At 72.6% G+C, this 18,824-nt stretch carries 14 protein-coding genes and 1 pseudogene; 5 read left to right on the top strand and 10 right to left on the bottom strand.

Features of this window, described 5'->3' with window-relative positions:
• Nucleotides 1-38: 38 nt before the first annotated feature.
• From ACFYOH_RS01600 to ACFYOH_RS01585, 4 genes are all read right to left on the bottom strand, one after another.
• Nucleotides 39-1,028 (bottom strand): malate dehydrogenase, encoded by a 990-nt coding sequence (locus ACFYOH_RS01600; RefSeq protein ID WP_388619842.1) that lies wholly within the window; start codon nt 1,026-1,028, stop codon nt 39-41.
• Nucleotides 1,029-1,367: 339 nt separating this feature from the next.
• Nucleotides 1,368-2,855 (bottom strand): DUF2690 domain-containing protein, encoded by a 1,488-nt coding sequence (locus ACFYOH_RS01595; protein ID WP_388619840.1) that lies wholly within the window; start codon nt 2,853-2,855, stop codon nt 1,368-1,370.
• A 286-nt stretch (nt 2,856-3,141) separates the two neighbouring features.
• Nucleotides 3,142-3,609, bottom strand: coding sequence for a DUF3017 domain-containing protein (locus ACFYOH_RS01590; protein ID WP_388619837.1), 468 nt, complete (start codon nt 3,607-3,609; stop codon nt 3,142-3,144).
• The gene (locus tag ACFYOH_RS01585) at nt 3,599-4,453 is read right to left on the bottom strand and encodes a bifunctional methylenetetrahydrofolate dehydrogenase/methenyltetrahydrofolate cyclohydrolase (protein WP_388619834.1); all 855 of its coding nucleotides are present in this window, start codon (nt 4,451-4,453) and stop codon (nt 3,599-3,601) included. The genes ACFYOH_RS01590 and ACFYOH_RS01585 overlap by 11 nt, the downstream gene beginning before the upstream one ends.
• A gap of 261 nt (nt 4,454-4,714) precedes the next feature.
• On the opposite strand from ACFYOH_RS01585, the gene ACFYOH_RS01580 reads away from it, so the two are divergent.
• The 3 genes and pseudogenes from ACFYOH_RS01580 to ACFYOH_RS01570 all read left to right on the top strand — a co-directional run.
• On the top strand, nt 4,715-5,266 hold the full coding sequence (locus ACFYOH_RS01580; RefSeq protein WP_388619831.1) for a hypothetical protein: 552 nt from the start codon (nt 4,715-4,717) through the stop codon (nt 5,264-5,266).
• A 143-nt stretch (nt 5,267-5,409) separates the two neighbouring features.
• On the top strand, nt 5,410-6,156 hold the full coding sequence (locus tag ACFYOH_RS01575; protein ID WP_388619828.1) for an FHA domain-containing protein: 747 nt from the start codon (nt 5,410-5,412) through the stop codon (nt 6,154-6,156).
• A pseudogene (locus ACFYOH_RS01570) lies at nt 6,153-7,691 on the top strand (protein kinase); the annotation flags it as partial. The gene ACFYOH_RS01575 and the pseudogene ACFYOH_RS01570, both read left to right, overlap by 4 nt.
• A gap of 356 nt (nt 7,692-8,047) precedes the next feature.
• Here ACFYOH_RS01570 and purH read toward each other — a convergent pair.
• Together purH and purN are read right to left on the bottom strand one after the other, a co-directional pair.
• Nucleotides 8,048-9,628, bottom strand: coding sequence for a bifunctional phosphoribosylaminoimidazolecarboxamide formyltransferase/IMP cyclohydrolase (gene purH / locus ACFYOH_RS01565; RefSeq protein ID WP_388619826.1), 1,581 nt, complete (start codon nt 9,626-9,628; stop codon nt 8,048-8,050).
• On the bottom strand, nt 9,625-10,263 hold the full coding sequence (gene purN, locus ACFYOH_RS01560) for a phosphoribosylglycinamide formyltransferase (protein WP_388619823.1): 639 nt from the start codon (nt 10,261-10,263) through the stop codon (nt 9,625-9,627). Before purN ends, purH begins: the two co-directional genes overlap by 4 nt.
• 292 nt (nt 10,264-10,555) lie before the next feature.
• On the opposite strand from purN, the gene ACFYOH_RS01555 reads away from it, so the two are divergent.
• Complete coding sequence (locus ACFYOH_RS01555) at nt 10,556-11,368, top strand: hypothetical protein (RefSeq protein WP_388619822.1); 813 nt, start codon at nt 10,556-10,558, stop codon at nt 11,366-11,368.
• Nucleotides 11,369-11,391: 23 nt separating this feature from the next.
• Here the strand turns inward: ACFYOH_RS01555 and ACFYOH_RS01550 are convergent, their stop codons facing one another.
• Entirely contained in the window at nt 11,392-13,212 is a 1,821-nt protein-coding gene (locus ACFYOH_RS01550) for a DUF6350 family protein (RefSeq protein WP_388619820.1), read from the bottom strand.
• 171 nt (nt 13,213-13,383) lie between these two features.
• On the opposite strand from ACFYOH_RS01550, the gene ACFYOH_RS01545 reads away from it, so the two are divergent.
• The gene (locus ACFYOH_RS01545) at nt 13,384-14,205 is read left to right on the top strand and encodes an RNA polymerase sigma factor (RefSeq protein WP_388621028.1); all 822 of its coding nucleotides are present in this window, start codon (nt 13,384-13,386) and stop codon (nt 14,203-14,205) included.
• A 158-nt stretch (nt 14,206-14,363) separates the two neighbouring features.
• On the opposite strand, the gene sucD is transcribed toward ACFYOH_RS01545, so the two are convergent.
• The 3 genes from sucD to ACFYOH_RS01530 form a co-directional block, all read right to left on the bottom strand.
• Entirely contained in the window at nt 14,364-15,248 is an 885-nt protein-coding gene (gene sucD, locus ACFYOH_RS01540; protein ID WP_388619817.1) for a succinate--CoA ligase subunit alpha, read from the bottom strand.
• Nucleotides 15,249-15,277: 29 nt separating this feature from the next.
• Nucleotides 15,278-16,459, bottom strand: a complete 1,182-nt coding sequence (sucC, locus tag ACFYOH_RS01535) for an ADP-forming succinate--CoA ligase subunit beta (RefSeq protein ID WP_388619815.1) — start codon at nt 16,457-16,459, stop codon at nt 15,278-15,280.
• A gap of 472 nt (nt 16,460-16,931) precedes the next feature.
• The gene (locus tag ACFYOH_RS01530) at nt 16,932-18,644 is read right to left on the bottom strand and encodes a hypothetical protein (protein ID WP_388619812.1); all 1,713 of its coding nucleotides are present in this window, start codon (nt 18,642-18,644) and stop codon (nt 16,932-16,934) included.
• Between the last annotated feature and the right edge of the window lie 180 nt (nt 18,645-18,824).

Below are 18,824 nucleotides of genomic sequence, written 5' to 3'. Positions count from 1 at the left end.
CAAGCGGGATGCCGAGCTCTGCCGTGTCTCCGGAACCCTTAGATGAGGCCCAGCGAGCGAACCGCCTCGCGCTCCTCCTCCAGCTCCTTCACCGACGCGTCGATGCGAGCACGGGAGAACTCGTTGATGTCCAGGCCCTGGACGATCTCGTACTTGCCGTCCTTGGTGGTGACCGGGAAGGAGGAGATCAGACCCTCCGGAACGCCGTAGGAGCCGTCCGACGGGATGCCCATGGAGGTCCAGTCGCCCTCGGCCGTGCCGTTGACCCAGGTGTACACGTGGTCGATCGCGGCGTTCGCGGCGGAGGCGGCCGACGACGCGCCACGGGCCTCGATGATCGCGGCACCGCGCTTGGCGACGGTCGGGATGAAGTCCTCGGCCAGCCACTTCTCGTCGCTCACGACCTCGGCGGCGTTCTTGCCGGCGACCGTGGCGTGGAAGATGTCCGGGTACTGGGTGGCGGAGTGGTTGCCCCAGATGGTCAGCCGCTTGATGTCGGCGACCGTCGAACCCGTCTTCTTCGCGAGCTGGGTGAGCGCGCGGTTGTGGTCCAGGCGGGTCATCGCGGTGAAGCGCTCGGCCGGGACGTCCGGCGCGGCGGCCTGCGCGATGAGCGCGTTGGTGTTGGCCGGGTTGCCGACGACCAGGACCTTGATGTCGTCCGCGGCGTGGTCGTTGATGGCCTTGCCCTGCGGCTTGAAGATGCCGCCGTTGGCCTCCAGCAGGTCGCCGCGCTCCATGCCCTTGGTGCGGGGGCGGGCGCCGACCAGGAGGGCTACGTTGGCGCCGTCGAAGGCGACGTTCGGGTCGTCGGTGATGTCGATGCCCTGGAGCAGCGGGAAGGCGCAGTCGTCCAGCTCCATGGCCGTGCCCTCGGCGGCCTTGAGCGCGGGCGTGATCTCCAGGAGGCGCAGCTTGACCGGAACGTCCGCGCCGAGCAGCTGGCCGGAGGCGATGCGGAAGAGCAGGGCGTAACCGATCTGGCCGGCCGCGCCGGTGACGGTGACGTTCACGGGAGTGCGGGTCATGGCGTTCTCCGTATGACAGCTGGCGGTGGGGCGTCCCTGCCCCGGGCGGATGATCGATCTCTCGGCGTCAAGAGATCGATCCAGCGGTCAGGCTATCGCGCATCCGGCATGCGAGACGTACAGGGCCGTGTGGCTCACCCCACAAGTCGGACACATGGCGAAACGAAGGGGCGGCCGCCCGTCCGGGAGAGGGGGAGAGGACGGAGGCGGCCGCCAGGTGGGGGTACCGGTTTGCCGGACTCCCGTGGGGGTACTGGGCCGCGTGCCCGGAATCCGGCCCACCATGCACCCGGCCCCGGAATTTCTTTCTCCCGGTTCAGCGCACGGTCCGCGCCGGCTCTACTTGGTGCACCCCGTCCGCCCGGATGCCAGGGTCGCGCAGGCCTTGGCCTCTGCCGCGTTCTTCACCGCGACCATCGGGGTGTAGGCGATGGTGTCGCCGACGCCGGAGGTCTCGCCGGTCTGCCGGGCCGTCCCGGCGGAGATCTGGACCTTGTCGCCCTCGGCGGCGCCGGTGATGCGGCCCCAGGCGGTGCCGCAGGCCCTGCTGTAGCGGACCTCCAGGGTGGTGGTGCCGATGGTGGCGGTCCTGGCCGTGGTTACCAGGTCACCGCTGCACCCCATGGCCTCGGCGTCCTTCCCGTCGCAGGCGGAGCCGGTGCACTTGACCCCGGGCGGCGGGGTCGCGTGCGTGGTGGCGCTCGGGGACGGCGGCTTGGCGGCGTTGTGGTGCTTGCCGCCGTCCCGGTTGGTGAAGAAGAAGACGGCGCCGATGACGACGAGCACGCCGACGAGCCCCGCCAGGAACATGATCATCCGCTGCCGCCCCGCGTTCCCGGGGGCCGGGGTTCCTCCCCCGGCGGGACCGGGTTCCTGTGGCCGGCCGTCGTACGGATTCGGGGTGTTGGGGGTCCAGCCAGGGCCCTCGGCCGAGCCGGCGGGCCGCACACCGTTCGCGGCAGCGACGCCGGGGCGGGCGCTCGCCTTGGACGGACCCTGATACCCGGCCACTCCCCAGGAGTTGGCACCCGAGTTCCCGCCACGCCGCCCGACGCCGTCCCGGCCACCAGGACCGAGGCCCGCACCCTCGGCCGGCCCCAGGCCCGCCCCGTCGGCCGTACCGAGTCCCGCCGCGTCGGCCACACCCAGCCCCGCCCCGTCGGCCGTACCGAGTCCCGCGCCATCATCCGCAGCAAGGCCCGACCCGCCGCCCGCACCACGCCCGGAACCACCGCCCGGCCCAAGCCCCGCTCCCCCGGCCGAGCCACGACCGGAACCGTCGACCCGACCACGCCCGTCGGCCCGATCCCGACCGTCGACCCGACCACGACCCTCGGCCCGATCACGCCCCGCCCCCTCCCGTGCGTCGGCGTCGGGGGCCGTTGGCTGGGTGGGGATGGTGGGGGAGACGCCGGCCGGGCCGGCGATCCCCATGGCCGCGTCGGTGCCCTTGCGGCCGGACGGGCCGCCGGTCGCCTCCGCCGCGCCGAACTCCCCGAGCGCCGCGCGCGCCTGGGAGATGCGGATCGCCTCCATCGTTCGGTCGTGCCGCATCTCGGCCCGGCTCCAGGCGCGTTCGGCCAGCTCCCACATCGTGGTCAGATGCACCAGGTTGGTGCCGGTGACCTCGGCGAGCGCGACGATCGCGCCCTTGGGCGCGAGGAGCCGGCCGCCCAGGTAACGCTCCCAGGACGTCTTGCTGTAGCCCGTGCGGTCGGCGAGTGCCGCGGCGCTCAGGCCGCTGCGGTCCACGAGCCGCCGCACCTGCTGGGTGAACTCCTTGATCTGCGGATCCAGTTCCTCCGGCAGATCTTTCCAACGAGGCATCGCTTCCCCCCTACTTCCCCCGTCACGGCTACCCACAAGGATGCACTGCCTGAGGATCCCAGTTCCCGGAGTGGGGGCGCGCGGGAGCACGGACGGCGCGCGCGGACACCGTAGCGGAACGGTCACTTCCGTGCCACAGCGCATGGACAGGCGTTGAACAGGCGGTTCTTGGGCGGGAGGCTGATTCCCGGCGGTGGTTCGCCCTTCCTCGGGGGAGAGGGCGAACAACCGTTCAGCGGGCGTCGAGTTCCGGCCGGCAGGATCCGGCGGCGCGCGGTGCGACCCGCTACTTGCTGCTGCTGAGCGTGACGTGCAGGAGGTCCTTCAGGAACGGTATCTGCAGCCACGGATTGGGCTGGGCCATCATCGCCAGCAGGACGATCGCGAGACCGAGGACGCCGTAGGTGGCGATGTCCGTGAAGCGGGAGCGGACGGCGAGCATGCCGACGCTCGGCAGTATCCAGCGCATGACCGCGCCGGCCAGCAGGGCCACGCCGATCAGCAGGGTGCCGGCGCGGAACGCGTCGAGGGCGGTCAGCAGCAGGCCGAGCGCGACCCCGCCGAGCACCACGAGCAGGGGCCACTGCCGCGCCGGGGCCGGGGCGTCGCCGGACGCGGCCCGGCCACCGCCCTCGGGCCGCGCGGTGTCCCGGGTGATCCGCGGGAAGCGGCGGGTGGTCCGCTTCCCATGCTCCTCGGCGCCGGTGTGCACTCCGCGGGTGACCGCCCCCGCGCGGGCGTTCTCAGCCGGCACTGCGCTCCGCCGCCTCGACCACGTTGACCAGCAGCTGCGCCCGGGTCATCGGGCCCACGCCACCGGGGTTCGGGGAGATCCAGGCGGCCACCTCGGCCACGTCGGGGTGCACATCGCCGACGATCTTGCCCTCTGCGGTGCGGGAGACCCCGACGTCGAGGACGGCGGCGCCCGGCTTGACGTCCTCGGCGCGGATCAGGTGCGGGGAGCCGGCCGCCGCGATGACGATGTCGGCCCGCTTCAGGTGGGCGGCGAGATCGCGGGTGCCGGTGTGGCACTGGGTGACGGTGGCGTTCTCGCTGCGCCGGGTGAGCAGCAGCGGCATGGGCCGGCCGATGGTGACACCGCGGCCGACGACCACGACCTCGGCGCCCTTGATCTCCACGCCGTGACGGCGCAGCAGGGTCAGGATGCCGTTCGGGGTGCAGGGCAGCGGGGCCGGCTCGTTCAGCACCAGCCGGCCGAGGTTCATCGGGTGCAGCCCGTCGGCGTCCTTGGCCGGGTCCATCAGCTCCAGGACGCGGTTCTCGTCGATGCCCTTGGGCAGCGGCAGCTGGACGATGTAGCCGGTGCAGTCCGGGTCCTCGTTGAGCTCCCGTACGACCGCCTCGATCTCCTCCTGCGTCGCCGTGGCGGGCAGCTCGCGCTGGATGGAGGCGATGCCGACCTGCGCGCAGTCGCGGTGCTTGCCGGCGACGTACTTCTGGCTGCCGGGGTCGTCCCCGACCAGGATCGTGCCGAGGCCGGGCGTGACCCCCTTCTCCTTCAGCGCCGCCACGCGGGCGGTCAGATCGGACTTGATCGCGGCTGCGGTGGCCTTGCCATCGAGAATCTGGGCGGTCATACCCCCATCCTCGCGGATGACCCGCCCCCGGTTCCAATCCGGGTCCCCCCGTCCGCCCGCGCTGTGTCACGACATGATCGGTGATGTTGCACTTGCACAACACCTGCGTCATCCGGCTGGACAAGCCGGTAACCGGTCAAGAACGATGAGCAGACAGTGCAGCGGGCAGCTCATCGGGGGGACGGACCGCATCTGTAGAAACCCTCCTCCGTGCAGTGCCGCGCCTCGTCCCCGCACTCGATCAACGGAGGAAACACCGCCATGAGCTTCGGCGACCCGAACAACCCCTACGGCCCGCCGCAGGGCCAGCAGCCCGGCTACGGCTACCCGCAGGGCCAGCAGCCCGGTTACGGTTACCCGCAGGCCCCGCCCGTCCAGCAGCCGTACGGCGCCGGCGCTCCGATGACGGCCATGCCGGGCAACGTCAGCGCGGCCCGCGTGCTGCTGTGGGTGATCGTCGGTCTGCAGGTCATCGGCGTGGCGATCTTCGCCTTCGCCGGTGTGGCCCTCAACAAGGCCAACAACGACAGCTCCGTCCCGTCCACCCTCCGGGACTACCCGGTCGGCGTGATGTGGGCCTTCGCGGCGCTCGCGCTCGCGTGGCTGGTGTGGGCGGCCGTCCTCGCCTCGAAGTTCACCACCGGTGGCAACGGCCTGCGCGTCACCGCCCTGGTCTTCGGCATCATCACCGCCGTCCTCGCGCTCTACCCCTTCACGGTCCTGGGCATCATCCACCTGGTGCTCGGTATCCTGATCGCCTGCTTCGTGGGCGGCTCCAACGGCAAGGCATGGTTCAACCGCGCGCGCTACTGAACCCGCCCGCGCGACGGAACAGTTCGCGCCATTTCAACGCCGAGGGCCGTGTCCCACCCGTCCAGGGGGAGGCACGGCCCTGGTGTGTCCCCCTAGTCTGACCGGGTCGGCCGGGGTGGCCGTCAGGCACGGGGAGACGCACCTTGTACAGCATCATCGTCGTACCTCCGCCGACCCCGGAGAACCGACAGGACAGCACCCGGATCCGGCTCGCCCCGGGTGATCGCCTCACCTTCGGACGGGCTCCCGGCAACGATCTGACGATCCCGCACGACGGGGTCTCCCGCCGCGCCGGGGAACTGAGCGCTCAGGGCGCGTTCTGGATACTGAGCAACCTGTCCGCGCGGCAGACCTACGTCGTGGAGAACCCGGAGGGCGCCGGCGAGCACATCAAGGTCGGCCCGGGCCGGCTCGACGCGCCTGTCCCGTTCGAGTTCTCGCGGATCGTGCTGCCCGCCGCCGGGGACCTGCTGACGATCGAGGTGTGGGCGCCGCGCCACGACCATCTGCGGGAGGGGGCCGGGCGGGACGGGGACACCACCGCGCCCGCCTTCTCCGTCGACCGCACCAAGCGCTACTTCGCCGTCCTGGCCGCCCTGTGCGAACCGCGGCTGCGCGGCGACCCGCACGCCCCGCTGCCCACGGTCGACCAAGTCGTGGACCGGCTGCGCCCCGCCTGGCCGGCCGCCTCGCGCACCTCGGTGCAGTGGAACATCGACTACCTCGCGGTGAAGCTGCGGCTCAAGCCCGGCCCGGAGACCGCGGACACCGGTCCGCGCCTCAACGGCAAGAAGGAGTCCCTGGTGTCCCTGGCGCTCCGCTTCGACCTCGTACGGGAGGACGACCTGGTCGTCCTGTCCGCCGCCGACGCGAGCCGTACGGCCCGGTGACCGAGCCGCACGCCGTGCCGGTGCCACGGGGTTACCGGGTCGGCGCCTGGGAGGTGCGTGAGCCGATCGCGACGGGTGCCTTCGGCAGCGTGTACGCGGCCCGGCGCACCGGCGGCTCCGCGGAACTGCCCACCAGCGCCGCCCTGAAGTTCCTGCCGACCGGTACCGGCACCCCGCGCCAACTGGCCCATCTGCGCGACCTCATCGAGCGCGAGATCGACCTGCACCGGCGGCTCAGCCGGCCGCGGCTGATCCGGATGTACGAGTCCCTCGTCGTCGACGACCCGGACCGCCCGGAACTCGACGGCGCCACCGTCCTCGTGCTGGAGCGGGCCGAGGGCTCCCTGTCCGCCCTGCTCGCCGCCGCCCCGCGCCCGGACGCCGGGCCCGCGCTGCTCGCCCAGATCTGCGAGGGGCTGGCCCAGCTGCACCGGGCGGGCTGGGTGCACGGGGACCTGAAACCGGCCAATGTGCTGCTGATGGCGGACGGTTCGGCGCGGCTCGCCGACTTCAACATGGCCGCCGAGCTGGAGGGCACCCACGCCTACACCCCGGCCTTCTCCACCCCGGACTACACCCCGCCCGAGCTGCTGTGGTCGGAGATCGGCGAACGCGGCCGGCGGATCCGGCCGTCCGCCGACGTGTGGGCCTTCGGCGTGCTCGCCCATCTCGTCCTCACCGACTCCTTCCCGCTGCCCGGCGCCACCCCGACGGCCCGCCGCGACGCGGCCGCCGCCTACGCGCGGGGCACCGACGCACTGCGCCTGTCGCCCCGACTCCCGGACGTCTGGCGGGAGATCGTGCGGGACTGCCTGGCCCGGACGCACGAGACACGCATTGGCACCGAGGCACTGCTGCGCCGCGTCGAGGCGGCCGCCGGCACCGGCCGCTCGCCACGCCTGCCCCGACGGCTGTTCCCGCTGTTCCCGCTGTTCCGGCGCCGCGGACGCCGGCGGTTGGCCGTCGCGGGCGCCGCCGCCGCGACCGTCGCCGTCGCGGCCCTCGGCTACGGCATCAGCATCTGGGCGGGCGACGGCGATGGCGGCACGGACGGCAAGGCCCTGGCCGCGTACGGCGCCTCCGAACTCCGCACGGACAGGGGCGTCCCGGTGCAGTACCGCAAGCTCATCGTCGACTCCGCCCACGCCTGCCCCGAGCCGGAGGTGACCCCCGCGCTCATGGCGGCGATGCTGAAGGCCGAGAGCGATTTCGACCCGAACCTCTCCGACCCGGCCAAGCACGAGTTCGGCATCGCCCGCTGGACCCCCGCCGTCCTGCGCTGGTACCTGCGCGACGACGGCGCGCCCGCATCGGCCACGCCCACCCCGCCCCTCACCCCCTCCGTCTCCATCCCGGCCATGGGCCGCTACCTCTGCTTCATGGCGCCCAATCTGAAGGCCGGCCTGCCCGGCGACAAACGGGTGCTGCTCTCCGCCGCCTACCGGACGTCGTACAAGAAAGTGAACGACGCGAACGGAGTTCCCCCGAGGTACCGCGACTACTGCACCCGCGTCGCCCACTACCTCAAGGAGTACGACGGCCTGACCCTCACCAGGGCCGCGAAGGGCGTCGCCGCCAAGGACCTGGACTGCGCCTACGGTCACCTCTGCATGATCGTCAAGGGCACCAAGTTCGACTTCTACAAGTGCCAGACCTGGACCGTGAACAACTGGACCGGCGACGGCCCGTTCACCAACAACCAGACGCCGGGCACGGTTGCCAGGTTCTTCAACCAGGACGGCAGCGTGCGCTGGACCTCGACGGCGTACGAGGCCGGCACGGCCACCTGGGACCCGATCTGGTCCCTGCGCCCCTGCTGACCCGCACAGGCCGACGGCCTCCGGCTCCCTCGGGGGAGGGCCGGAGGCCGTCGGCCTGTCCACGGGTGATGTCAGTGGAAGAAGTGGCGCGTGCCCGTGAAGTACATCGTCACGCCCGCCTCCTTGGCGGCCTCGACGACCTGCTCGTCACGGATCGAGCCGCCCGGCTGGACGATCGCCCGGACGCCGGCGGCGATGAGGATCTCCGGCCCGTCGGGGAAGGGGAAGAACGCGTCCGAGGCGGCGTGGGAGCCGCGCGCCCGCTCCGCACCGGCCCGCTCGACGGCCAGCTTGCAGGAGTCGACCCGGTTGACCTGGCCCATGCCCACACCGACCGAGGCACCGTCCTTGGCGAGCAGGATCGCGTTGGACTTCACCGCGCGGCACGCCTTCCAGGCGAAGGCGAGCTCCTTGAGCTCCTCAGGGGAGAGCGCCTCGCCGCTGGCCAGCGTCCAGTTCGCCGGGTCGTCGCCGTCGGCCTGGAGCCGGTCGGTGACCTGGAGCAGGACACCGCCGTCGACCTGCTTGGCCTCGACCCGGTTGCAGGGCGCGCCCGGGGCCTTCAGGACCCGGATGTTCTTCTTCTTGGCGAGGGCCTCCAGGGCCCCCTCCTCGTAGTCCGGCGCGACGATGACCTCGGTGAAGATCTCCGCGACCTGCTCGGCCATCTCCCGGCTCACCGGCCGGTTGACGGCGATGACACCGCCGTACGCGGAGACCGGGTCGCAGGCGTGCGCCTTGCGGTGCGCCTCGGCGACGTCCGAACCGACCGCGATACCACAGGGGTTGGCGTGCTTGATGATCGCGACGCAGGGCTCGTCGTGGTCGTACGCGGCACGGCGCGCGGCGTCCGTGTCCGTGTAGTTGTTGTACGACATCTCCTTGCCGTGCAGCTGCTCGGCGTCCGCGAGCCCGCCGCTGCCGTCGACGTACAGGGCGGCCGGCTGGTGCGGGTTCTCGCCGTAGCGCAGGGTGTTCTTGCGCTCGTAGGTGGCGCCGAGGAAGTCGGGGAACCGCGACTCGTCCGCCGGGGCGTAGGAGGAGGCGAACCAGGAGGCGACGGCCACGTCGTAGGCGGCGGTGTGCTGGAACGCCTCGGCGGCCAGGCGCTTGCGGGCGGCGAGGTCGAAGCCGCCGTCCTTGACGGCCGAGAGCACGTCGGCGTACCGCTCGGGGCTGGTGACCACGGCGACGGAGGGGTGGTTCTTCGCGGCGGCACGGACCATGGACGGGCCGCCGATGTCGATCTGCTCCACGCACTCGTCGTCGCTCGCGCCCGAGGCGACGGTCTCGCGGAAGGGGTAGAGGTTGACGACGACGAGGTCGAACGGCTCCACGCCCAGCTCGGCGAGCTGCTCGCGGTGGCTCTCCAGCCGCAGGTCGGCGAGGATGCCCGCGTGCACCCTCGGGTGCAGGGTCTTCACCCGGCCGTCCAGGCACTCGGGGAAGCCGGTCAGCTCCTCGACCTTGGTGACGGGGACACCGGCGGCGGCGATCCGGCCGGCCGTGGACCCGGTGGAGACCAGCTCGACACCGGCCTCGTGCAGCCCGCGCGCGAGCTCTTCGAGCCCGGTCTTGTCGTAGACGCTGACGAGCGCGCGGCGAATGGCCCGCTTGCTGCTCTCGGCCGTGACTGTGCTCTCGGCGGTCACTGGATTACTACCTTTCGTCCCTCAATGCGATAGCCGTTGCGGGCGAGCCGCCCCACGACCTCGACGAGCAGCCTTCGCTCGACTTCCTTGATGCGCTCGTGCAGCGCGCTCTCGTCGTCCTCGTCCCGGACCTCGACCACGCCCTGAGCGATGATCGGGCCGGTGTCGACCCCGTCGTCGACGAAGTGGACGGTGCAGCCGGTGACCTTGGCGCCGTACGCGAGCGCGTCGCGGACGCCGTGGGCCCCCGGAAAGCTGGGCAGCAGGGCGGGGTGCGTGTTCACGAACCGCCCGCCGAACCGCGCGAGGAACTCCTTCCCCACGATCTTCATGAACCCGGCGGAGACCACGAGGTCGGGCTCGTACGCGGCCACGGCCTCGGCGAGGGCGGCATCCCATTCCTCGCGGCTCGCGTGGTCCTTGACCTTGCACACGAAGGTCGGCAGCCCGGCCCGCTCGGCGCGGGCGAGCCCCTCGATGCCGTCTCGGTCGGCCCCTACGGCGACGATCCGGGCGCCGTACCGCTCGGCTCCGGTGCGCTCGATCTCGTCCAGGAGCGCCTGCAGATTGGTGCCGGATCCGGAGACCAGCACGACGAGGCGCTTGACCGCTGGGCCAGCGGGGGTGGCGGCCACGATGGGGCCCTTTCTGGGGTGGCGACGGTTCCGGCCGGCGCTTTGTGCGTTCGCACGAATGCTTTACGCCCCTCGATACAGGGAAGTCTACGAAGCGGCCGACCGTCAGCAACGATACCGGCACACGGGACGACCCCCACGGGACGGGGGCGTGGCCGGAAGGTAGCGTTCGTGGGGAATCAAGAAGGGGGCCGTCTCCAGCAGCCCCGGGAACGCGGTCGTCATGCGGTGCGTTCACTGGGTGAAGCTCACGTCGGACTGCCGTATTCACCTAGGGGAAGACGCTCTTTTGATGCCCGATCGCAGCCTGCGACTCCTGACGTTCCCTCTGCGCCCGGCCCAGGGAGGCGAGCGTCGCGCCGTACTGCTGCGGGAGCGGCCGGCCTCGCCGCCGCAGGCGCCCAAGGGCGGGCGCGACGGTGACGGACGGGGCAGCGGGCCACAGGAGGACAATCCCTTCGCGCCGCCGCCCGAGGGTGCGCCGGACCGACCCTGGCAGCCGCGCCACCCTCAGGGGCAGGGTTCCGGTCAGGGGCAGGGCTCTGGTCAAGGGCACGGCTCCGGTCACGGCGGCGGCTCCCCGTGGGGCGAGCAGTGGAGCGACCGTCAGCCCGGGCGCTCCCCCGGCGGCTTCGGCGAGCGGCCCGGCGGCGGCCCCCAGGGCCCCGGCGGCCCGGGCGGCGGCCCCGGCGGCATGCGCTGGGACCCGACCGACCCCGCCCAGCGCCGCGCGCGCTACGCCCTGCTCTCCGGCATGTGGGCCGTCTTCTTCGCCCTGTTCAGCTGGCCGTACGTGGCCCTGCTGCTGGGCGCGCTGGCCCTGTACTGGGGCGTCAGCGCCCTGCGCGCCAAGCCGCGCAGGACGGACCCGGACACCCCGACGCCTCCGCCGGGGGCGGGCCGGCCCCAGGTGACCGCGGCCGTCGGCGGCCTGGTCACGGCATCCCTGGCCCTGGTCCTGGTGGCCTCGACCTTCACCGTCCAGTTCGTCTACCGCGACTACTACACCTGTGTGAACGACGCCCTCACCCACGAGGCCAAACAGTCCTGCGACCGACTGCTGCCGCAGCAACTGCGGGGCGTGCTGGGGGTCGGGAACAGCTGAGCATCCGGCTCGGGGCATGCGGGTCAGTCCGGTGAGGTGCCGGGCGATGGGTGCTCGGTGGGGCCGGGTCGAGGGTCCGGCGGGGGCGTCGGCTCCACAGAGGGTGCCGACTGCGCAGGGGGCGTCGGCTCCACAGAGGGTGCCGACTGCGTAGGGGGCGTCGGCTCCACAGAGGGCGTCGAAGGGGCTGTGGGGACTGCCCAGGGGGCGGGCCGGTCGCGGGGGGCGGCTGCCTCGCGCAGGGCCGCCCAGCGCGAGACGCGTGCCAGGTCGTCGTGCCAGTCCGGGGGGAACGGGTCGTCGGTCGGGAGGAAGTCGTACAGCTCCTCTTCGTCCTCGCCGGGCACGGCCGCGGCGGAGGTCCGGCCCTTGCCCGGCTCCTTGCCTCTGGCTGATTCCTTGCCCTTGGCCTTGGCGGTCTCCTCGTCCTGACCCGCACTCTCCGCCTTGCCGGTGGTCTTCCCCGGTTCCTTCCGGTCCCCGGAGTTCCCCGTCCCCTGCGTCGGGATCTCCCCGTCCCAGCTGCGCCGGCCCCACAGCCGCCAAGCCCGTACGGTCAGTGCCACCGGCGTGCCGAACAGCGCCGTCCACGCCCCCGCCGCTCCCCCGGTCTGCCACCACACCGGTCCGAAGCGGGCCAGCGCGGACACGCCCAGCGGGCCGCCGGCCAGGTCGGCGAGCAGGGCGAGGGCCGCCGCGCAGAGCGCCGCCGTCAGCAGCAGGACCCCCGCGGTACGCGCGGCCGACCAGCGGGCCGGTGCCGGTGCGCCCGACTCCGGGCGTGCTGCGGCCCCGCGCGCCACGAACCACCCCGCCGTCACCCCGGCCACCACCGGCACCAGTCCCGCCGCCCAGTTCGGCGGCGCCCCGGCACCGGCGTCCGGCACCGCCGCCAGCAGGGGGAACGGCGGCAGCAGCGGGGCGGGGTCGGAGGCGAAGGGCTGCACCACATGCCCGACGCCGAGGAGGAAGCCGGGACCGAGGGCGTAGGACGCGGCCCACACCGCCGCGTTGGGGATCAGCGCGACGCCGAGCAGCAGCACCGCGAACCGTCCCGTCCATCCCTCCGTCAGCTGGACGAAGGACGCCCGCGCCGCCCCGCCGTGCCACACCAGTGACACCGCGACCAGCAACGCCCCGCCGCCGAGGAACACCGCCGTGGCGGCACCGGTGGCCCGTACCGCCGTACCCAGCCGGGCGCGTTCGTCCCCACCGAACACCAGCCGCCGCACCGACCCCGGCAGCACCACCAGCACCCTCAGCACCGGCTCGCGGGGACGGCCGTACGCCGACCACACCCCGGCCGCCGCCGAGACCGCCGCCACCAATGGCAGACATACCGTCACCCAGGGCCAGCTCGGCCGCAGTTCGCCGCCCGAGCAGTACAGCGCGAGCGCGCCGCCGACGCCCAGGTAGCCGAGGACGACCCCCGTCCACACCGTGTGCGCCGGTACCGGCGGCGGGCCGTCGGCGTCGGCGGGCGCGTCGACCGCGTCCCTGGCCGCCCGGTACACCAGCCACACGGGCAGTACGAGCAGCAACAGCGGGGTCACCCCCACCGGCAGGGGCGCGCCGGAGAGCGTGTCGGTGCGGACCAGTTCGACGCCGTGGGCGAGCAGCCACAGCGCGCCGGCGACATGCAGCGCACCGCCCGGACCGCTGTCGGGATACGGCGAGCTGACCCACAGCACCATCACCAGCACGGCGAACGAGCCGAATCCGAGTCCGGCCGCGACGGCGCCGCCGAGCAGGCTCGCGGCCAGTCCGGGCTCGCGCTCCCGCATCCGGGTCAGCATGGGCGACAGGGACGGTCGGCGAGCGGTCATCGGGATCACGCCCGCCATGCTGCCAACGACACGCGCTTTCCCGTCGTAACAGGCAAACTTCCGTAGTGTCGCCCAATATACGTTTATGTTCTGTTTCGCACGGAAGGGCGCACGGTGACGACGACGCGGCACACCGCCGGCCCGCTGCCACCGCCGGAGGAACACCGGCGCCTGCGCCGGGCCCGGTCGATGAAGCGGGCCGACACTCCCGGCCCGCTGACGCCCGCTCAGGCCTTCGACACGCTGTACGCGTCCTGCGCGCCCGCCCTCGTACGCCAGACCTTTCTGCTCACCGGGCGCCGGGAGCTTGCTCGCGAGGCCGTGGCGTGGGCCTTCCAACGGGCCTGGCTCCGCTGGCCCGAGGTGGCCCGGGACCGGGATCCGGCCGGCTGGGTGCGGGCCACGGCGCATGACTGCGCGCTCTCTCCCTGGCACCGCTTCCGGCCCCGGTACCGGCACCCGGAGCCGCCGCCCACCGACCCGGCCGACCGGGCGCTGCTGGACGCCCTGCTGCAACTGCCGCCGGTGTACCGGCGCACGCTCGTCCTGTACGACGGTCTGGGCCTCGACCTGCCGGAAACGGCGGCGGAGACGGAGGCGAGCACACCGGCCGCCGCGAGCCGGCTGACCCACGCCCGCGAGGCGCTGGCCGCGCAGTTGCCGGAACTGGCCGACCCCGCCGAGCTGCATCGCCGGCTGCGGGCGCTGGCCTCGACCGAACCCTTGCGCACGGCCGATCCGGAGCCGGTGCGGCGGGAGGGCGAACGGCGGAACGTGTTCTGGACGCGGGCGGCGATCGCGTTCACGGTGACGATCATCGGCGCGACGACGCTCACGGTGTGGTCGGCGCCGACGCACTATGAGGAGCCGATCGCTCCGGCGCAGGTGGTGCGGGGGGTTCCGCCGGTGGGGGTGTCGGGGCCGCTGTCGCGGGAGCAGCTGGCGTTGCGGGCGAAGTTGCGGCAGGCGGAGGCCAAGGGGCCGGAACGGCTGGTCCCGGTGACGCGATGACCGCTGCCCGCCGCAGGGGTTCCGGTCGCTGCCGAGTGCGGGCCCGCCGTGGCTGGCCGCGCGGTTCCCCGCGGGCCTTCGGGGCGCTTGTGCGTCGTGAACGCCGACAGGCCCGCCCCGGCGAACGGAACGGGCCTGCCGACAGTCAGCTGAGAAGCTCAGCCGCCCAGGATCTCGCGGGCGAGCTTCGCCGTCTCGGTCGGGGTCTTGCCGACCTTGACGCCCGCGGCCTCCAGGGCCTCCTTCTTGGCCTGTGCGGTGCCGGAGGAGCCGGAGACGATGGCGCCGGCGTGACCCATGGTCTTGCCCTCGGGCGCCGTGAAGCCCGCGACGTAGCCGACGACCGGCTTGGTCACGTTCTCCTTGATGAACGCGGCCGCGCGCTCCTCGGCGTCGCCACCGATCTCACCGATCATCACGATGAGCTCGGTCTCCGGGTCGTCCTGGAACGCGGCCAGGGCGTCGATGTGGGTGGAGCCGATGATCGGGTCGCCACCGATGCCGACGGCGGTCGAGAAGCCGATGTCACGCAGCTCGTACATCATCTGGTACGTCAGCGTGCCGGACTTCGACACCAGGCCGATGCGGCCCGGCTTGGTGATGTCGCCCGGGATGATGCCGACGTTCGACTGACCCGGGGTGATGATGCCGGGGCAGTTCGGGCCGATGATGCGGGTCTTGTTGCCCTTCTTGCCGGCGTACGCCCAGAAGGACGCCGTGTCGTGCACGGCGATGCCCTCGGTGATCACGACGGCCAGCGGGATCTCGGCGTCGATGGCCTCGACGACCGCGTCCTTGGTGAACTTCTCCGGCACGAAGATGACGGAGACGTTGGCGCCGGTCTTGTCGATGGCGTCCTTGACGGAGCCGAAGACGGGTACCTCGGTGCCGTCGAAGTCCACGGTCTGACCCGCCTTGCGCGGGTTCACGCCGCCCACGACGTTGGTGCCGTCACCGAGCATGAGCTTGGTGTGCTTCATGCCGGTGGAGCCGGTCATGCCCTGGACGATGACCTTGCTGTCCTTGTTGAGCCAGATAGCCATGGTGTGTTTGGTGTCCTCGTCCTGAGTGCTTACTTGGCGGCGTGGGCCAGCTCGGCGGCCTTGTCGGCCGCGCCGTCCATGGTGTCGACGCGCTGGACCAGCGGGTGGTTGGCGTCGGTGAGGATCTGCCGGCCGAGCTCGGCGTTGTTGCCGTCGAGGCGGACGACGAGCGGCTTCTCGACCTTCTCGCCGCGGTCCTCCAGGAGCTTCAGGGCCTGCACGATGCCGTTGGCGACCTCGTCGCAGGCGGTGATGCCGCCGAAGACGTTCACGAAGACGGACTTGACGTCCGGGTCGCCCAGGATGATCTCCAGGCCGTTCGCCATCACCTGGGCGGAGGCGCCACCGCCGATGTCCAGGAAGTTGGCGGGCTTGACGTTGCCGTGCTTCTCACCGGCGTACGCGACGACGTCCAGGGTGCTCATGACGAGACCCGCGCCGTTGCCGATGATGCCGACCTCGCCGTCGAGCTTGACGTAGTTGAGGTTCTTCTCCTTGGCAGCGGCCTCGAGCGGGTTGGCCGCGGCCTTGTCGTGGAGCTCCTCGAACTCGGGGTGACGGAACTCGGCGTTGTCGTCGAGCGACACCTTGCCGTCGAGGGCGATGACCTCGCCGGAGGCGACCTTGGCCAGCGGGTTGACCTCGACCAGGAGGGCGTCCTCCTTGATGAAGGTGTCCCACAGCTTGACCAGGACGTTCGCGACCTTGTCCGCGACCTCGGCCGGGAACTTGGCGGCCGCGACGATCTCGCGGGCCTTGGCCTCGTCCACACCGTCGATCGGGTCGATCGGCGTCTTGGCGACGGCCTCCGGGCGGGTGGCCGCCACCTCCTCGATCTCCATGCCGCCCTCGACGGAGGCGATGGAGAGGAAGGTGCGGTTGGCACGGTCGAGGAGGAAGGAGACGTAGTACTCCTCGATGATCTCCGGAGCGGTCTCGGCGATCATGACCTTGTGGACCGTGTGGCCCTTGATGTCCATGCCGAGGATGTCCGTCGCACGGGCGACGGCCTCGTCCGCGGAGGCGGCCAGCTTCACGCCACCGGCCTTGCCGCGACCACCGACCTTCACCTGCGCCTTGACGACGGACTTGCCGCCCAGACGCTCGGTGATCTCGCGCGCCGCCTCAGGCGTGTCGATGACTTCACCGGCCAGCACCGGTACATCGTGCTTGGCGAAGAGGTCCCTCGCCTGGTACTCGAACAGGTCCACGCGCTTCCGTCCCTATCAGTGATCTCGCGGTTCGTTGGATGCGTGGGCGTGCCGCGAAGGGCAACGTGACGTCCGCTTGTCACAAGGGGGGCGCACACGGTGTCCGAGCGCGCGGCATGTCCGTCTCGCAGGTTATCGCCGCTTGCGGGGGCTCCCTAAATCGAGGGTCACACCTGAGCGGTGATACCTGTCACATGATGCCGGGTTTGCTGACACAGGGTGCCGTCGGATGGGGCGGATGGGTGGCTTCGGTGATCGGTGCTGGATCACTGGCTTCGGGGCATGTGCGAGGCCTCACCGGGCTGGGGTTGACCCGGTGAGGCCTCTGGGGCGGCCCCGGTGGTGCCGGGGCCGGGGCGGTTGATCCCCACCCCAATGGGGACCACCCGCCCGGGCCGCGGGGCCCCGGCCGGACGCGCCGACGGCATTCGGCCGTCCGGGTCCGGACACCCCACGGAGCGGTTCGGGGCACTCAGCCCTGGTAGCGGATGCCCGGTCCGGCGCCCGGCACGCCGTACCCCTCCTGCTGGAGGTACGTCGGTACGACGGCGTGGGCGACCCCTTCGACCCCGCCGACGACATGCCCGGCGAGCGAGTCACCGGCGTCCCGGACCGTGCCGTGGACGTCGTGGGCGAACCCTCCGACCTGCCATCCGACCGGCTCGACCGCACCGGCGACCCCGCCCGCGAAGGGCGGCACCTGGGCGGTCGTGCCCTCGGCGAAGGCTCCGGTCCGCGTGGTCACACCGTGCGCGAGCGGGGGTACGGCGCCGACGGCACCGCCGGCGAAGGGCTGGACGTCACCGGCCACGCCGTGGCCGAGGGCGCCCGCGTCCGCGACGGCCTGCCCGGCGGCCGGCACGATCCCGTGCACGGCACCGGCGGCCACCGGCGGCAGCACCGCGTCCATGGCGTCCTGCCCGACGTGTCCGGACAGCCCGCCGGCGTATGCCGTCGCCCCCGCGGCCACCGGCCGTACGTCGCCTTGGGCTCCCGCAGCGATCCCCTGGACACCGGACACGGCGCCCTCGGCGGTCCCATACGCACCGGCGGCGGTGTGCGCGACGGTTCCGTACGCCCCCGACACGGCGGCCCCGGCGGTCCCGTACACCCCCGACCTGGCGCCCTCGGCCAGCCCGTGCACCGCGGAGGCGGTGTACCGCGCGGTCCCGTACCCACCCGCCGCCGCATGCCCGGCCGTGCCCGGTACGCCCGTCACGGCCTGGCCGGCGACCGGCACCGCGCCGTTCACCGCCGCGGAGACCACCGGCGGAGCCGCGGCGGCGGCCGTCTCCTCCACCACCGGCGTGACCGCGCCCGGCACGGCCCGCACCGTGCCGACGACCCGCTGCTCGGCACCCGCGGCCGTACCGGTGACATGTGCGGGCACACCCGCGACAGAGGCCTCGGCCGCGCCGGTCGCCTCGGCGGCCGTACCGCGCCCGACGGCCGCCGCACCCGCGGTCCGCCCCTGCGCGCCCGCGACGGTCCGCCGAACCGTCGTCCGTACGACGCCCTCGACACCCTGCGTCTTGGCACGGGCCGCCGCCTGCGTGGCCTGGAGCTTGGTCTGGGCGGCGGCCAGGGCCTCCTCGACCTCGGGGGCGAAGGAGGAGAGCGGGCCGAAGAGGTAGTCGATCTCGTCCTGGGGAGCGCCGTGGGGAACCGCCCGGGAGGCGGTCGAGGCGGCGTCCGCGGCCGTGTGCGCGACGTGGGCGGCATGGGCGACGTGGCCGTCGACGTGCGCGCCGTCGGTCTGAACGCGGGCCTGGACATGCGCCTGCCCCTGACGGGCCGCCTGAGCGCCCCTGACGGCCTCGGCGCCCCGGATCTTCGCGGCGGCCGGGACCTTGGCGTCGACATAGCGGCGGGCGTGGTCGGCGGTGCCGGTGGCGGTGGACGCCGTCGAGGTGAGCGAGGTGGAGGAGGCGGCCGGGGTGGCCGTGCCGGTCGTGCCGGTCAGGCCGGAGACGGTGTGGGAGACGGTGTTCTGAACGCCGGAGACGGTGTCGTGGACGCCGGTGAGGACGCCGTCGACCGTCCCGGCGACGCTGTCGGTGCCCGCGTCCGGCACGGTGACGGAGGTGGTGGACAGCTCATCGGCGCTGGCGGCGGCCGAGCCGAGCGCCCACGCGCCGGTCACACCGGCGGCTATCACGATCGAACGGCGGATGTTCTTGTTCATTGCGTGCGTCAAGTCCTTCGGAAACGGCCGGAATAGGCCGGAATCGGCTAGGGGTGCCGTCCGGAGACCGCTGAACGCCGGTCGCGGTGAACGCTTCGACGGCTGGCAGCGCTGATCGCTGAAAGGGTCCGGACGGACGGGGCAGACCTGTTCCGCCCCCGCTCGACAGGTCCGCGGCGG

Origin of the sequence: Streptomyces sp. NPDC007856, assembly GCF_042868225.1 — a bacterium.
Lineage (GTDB): Bacteria > Actinomycetota > Actinomycetes > Streptomycetales > Streptomycetaceae > Streptomyces.
This window is presented reverse-complemented; position numbering and strand designations above follow the sequence as displayed.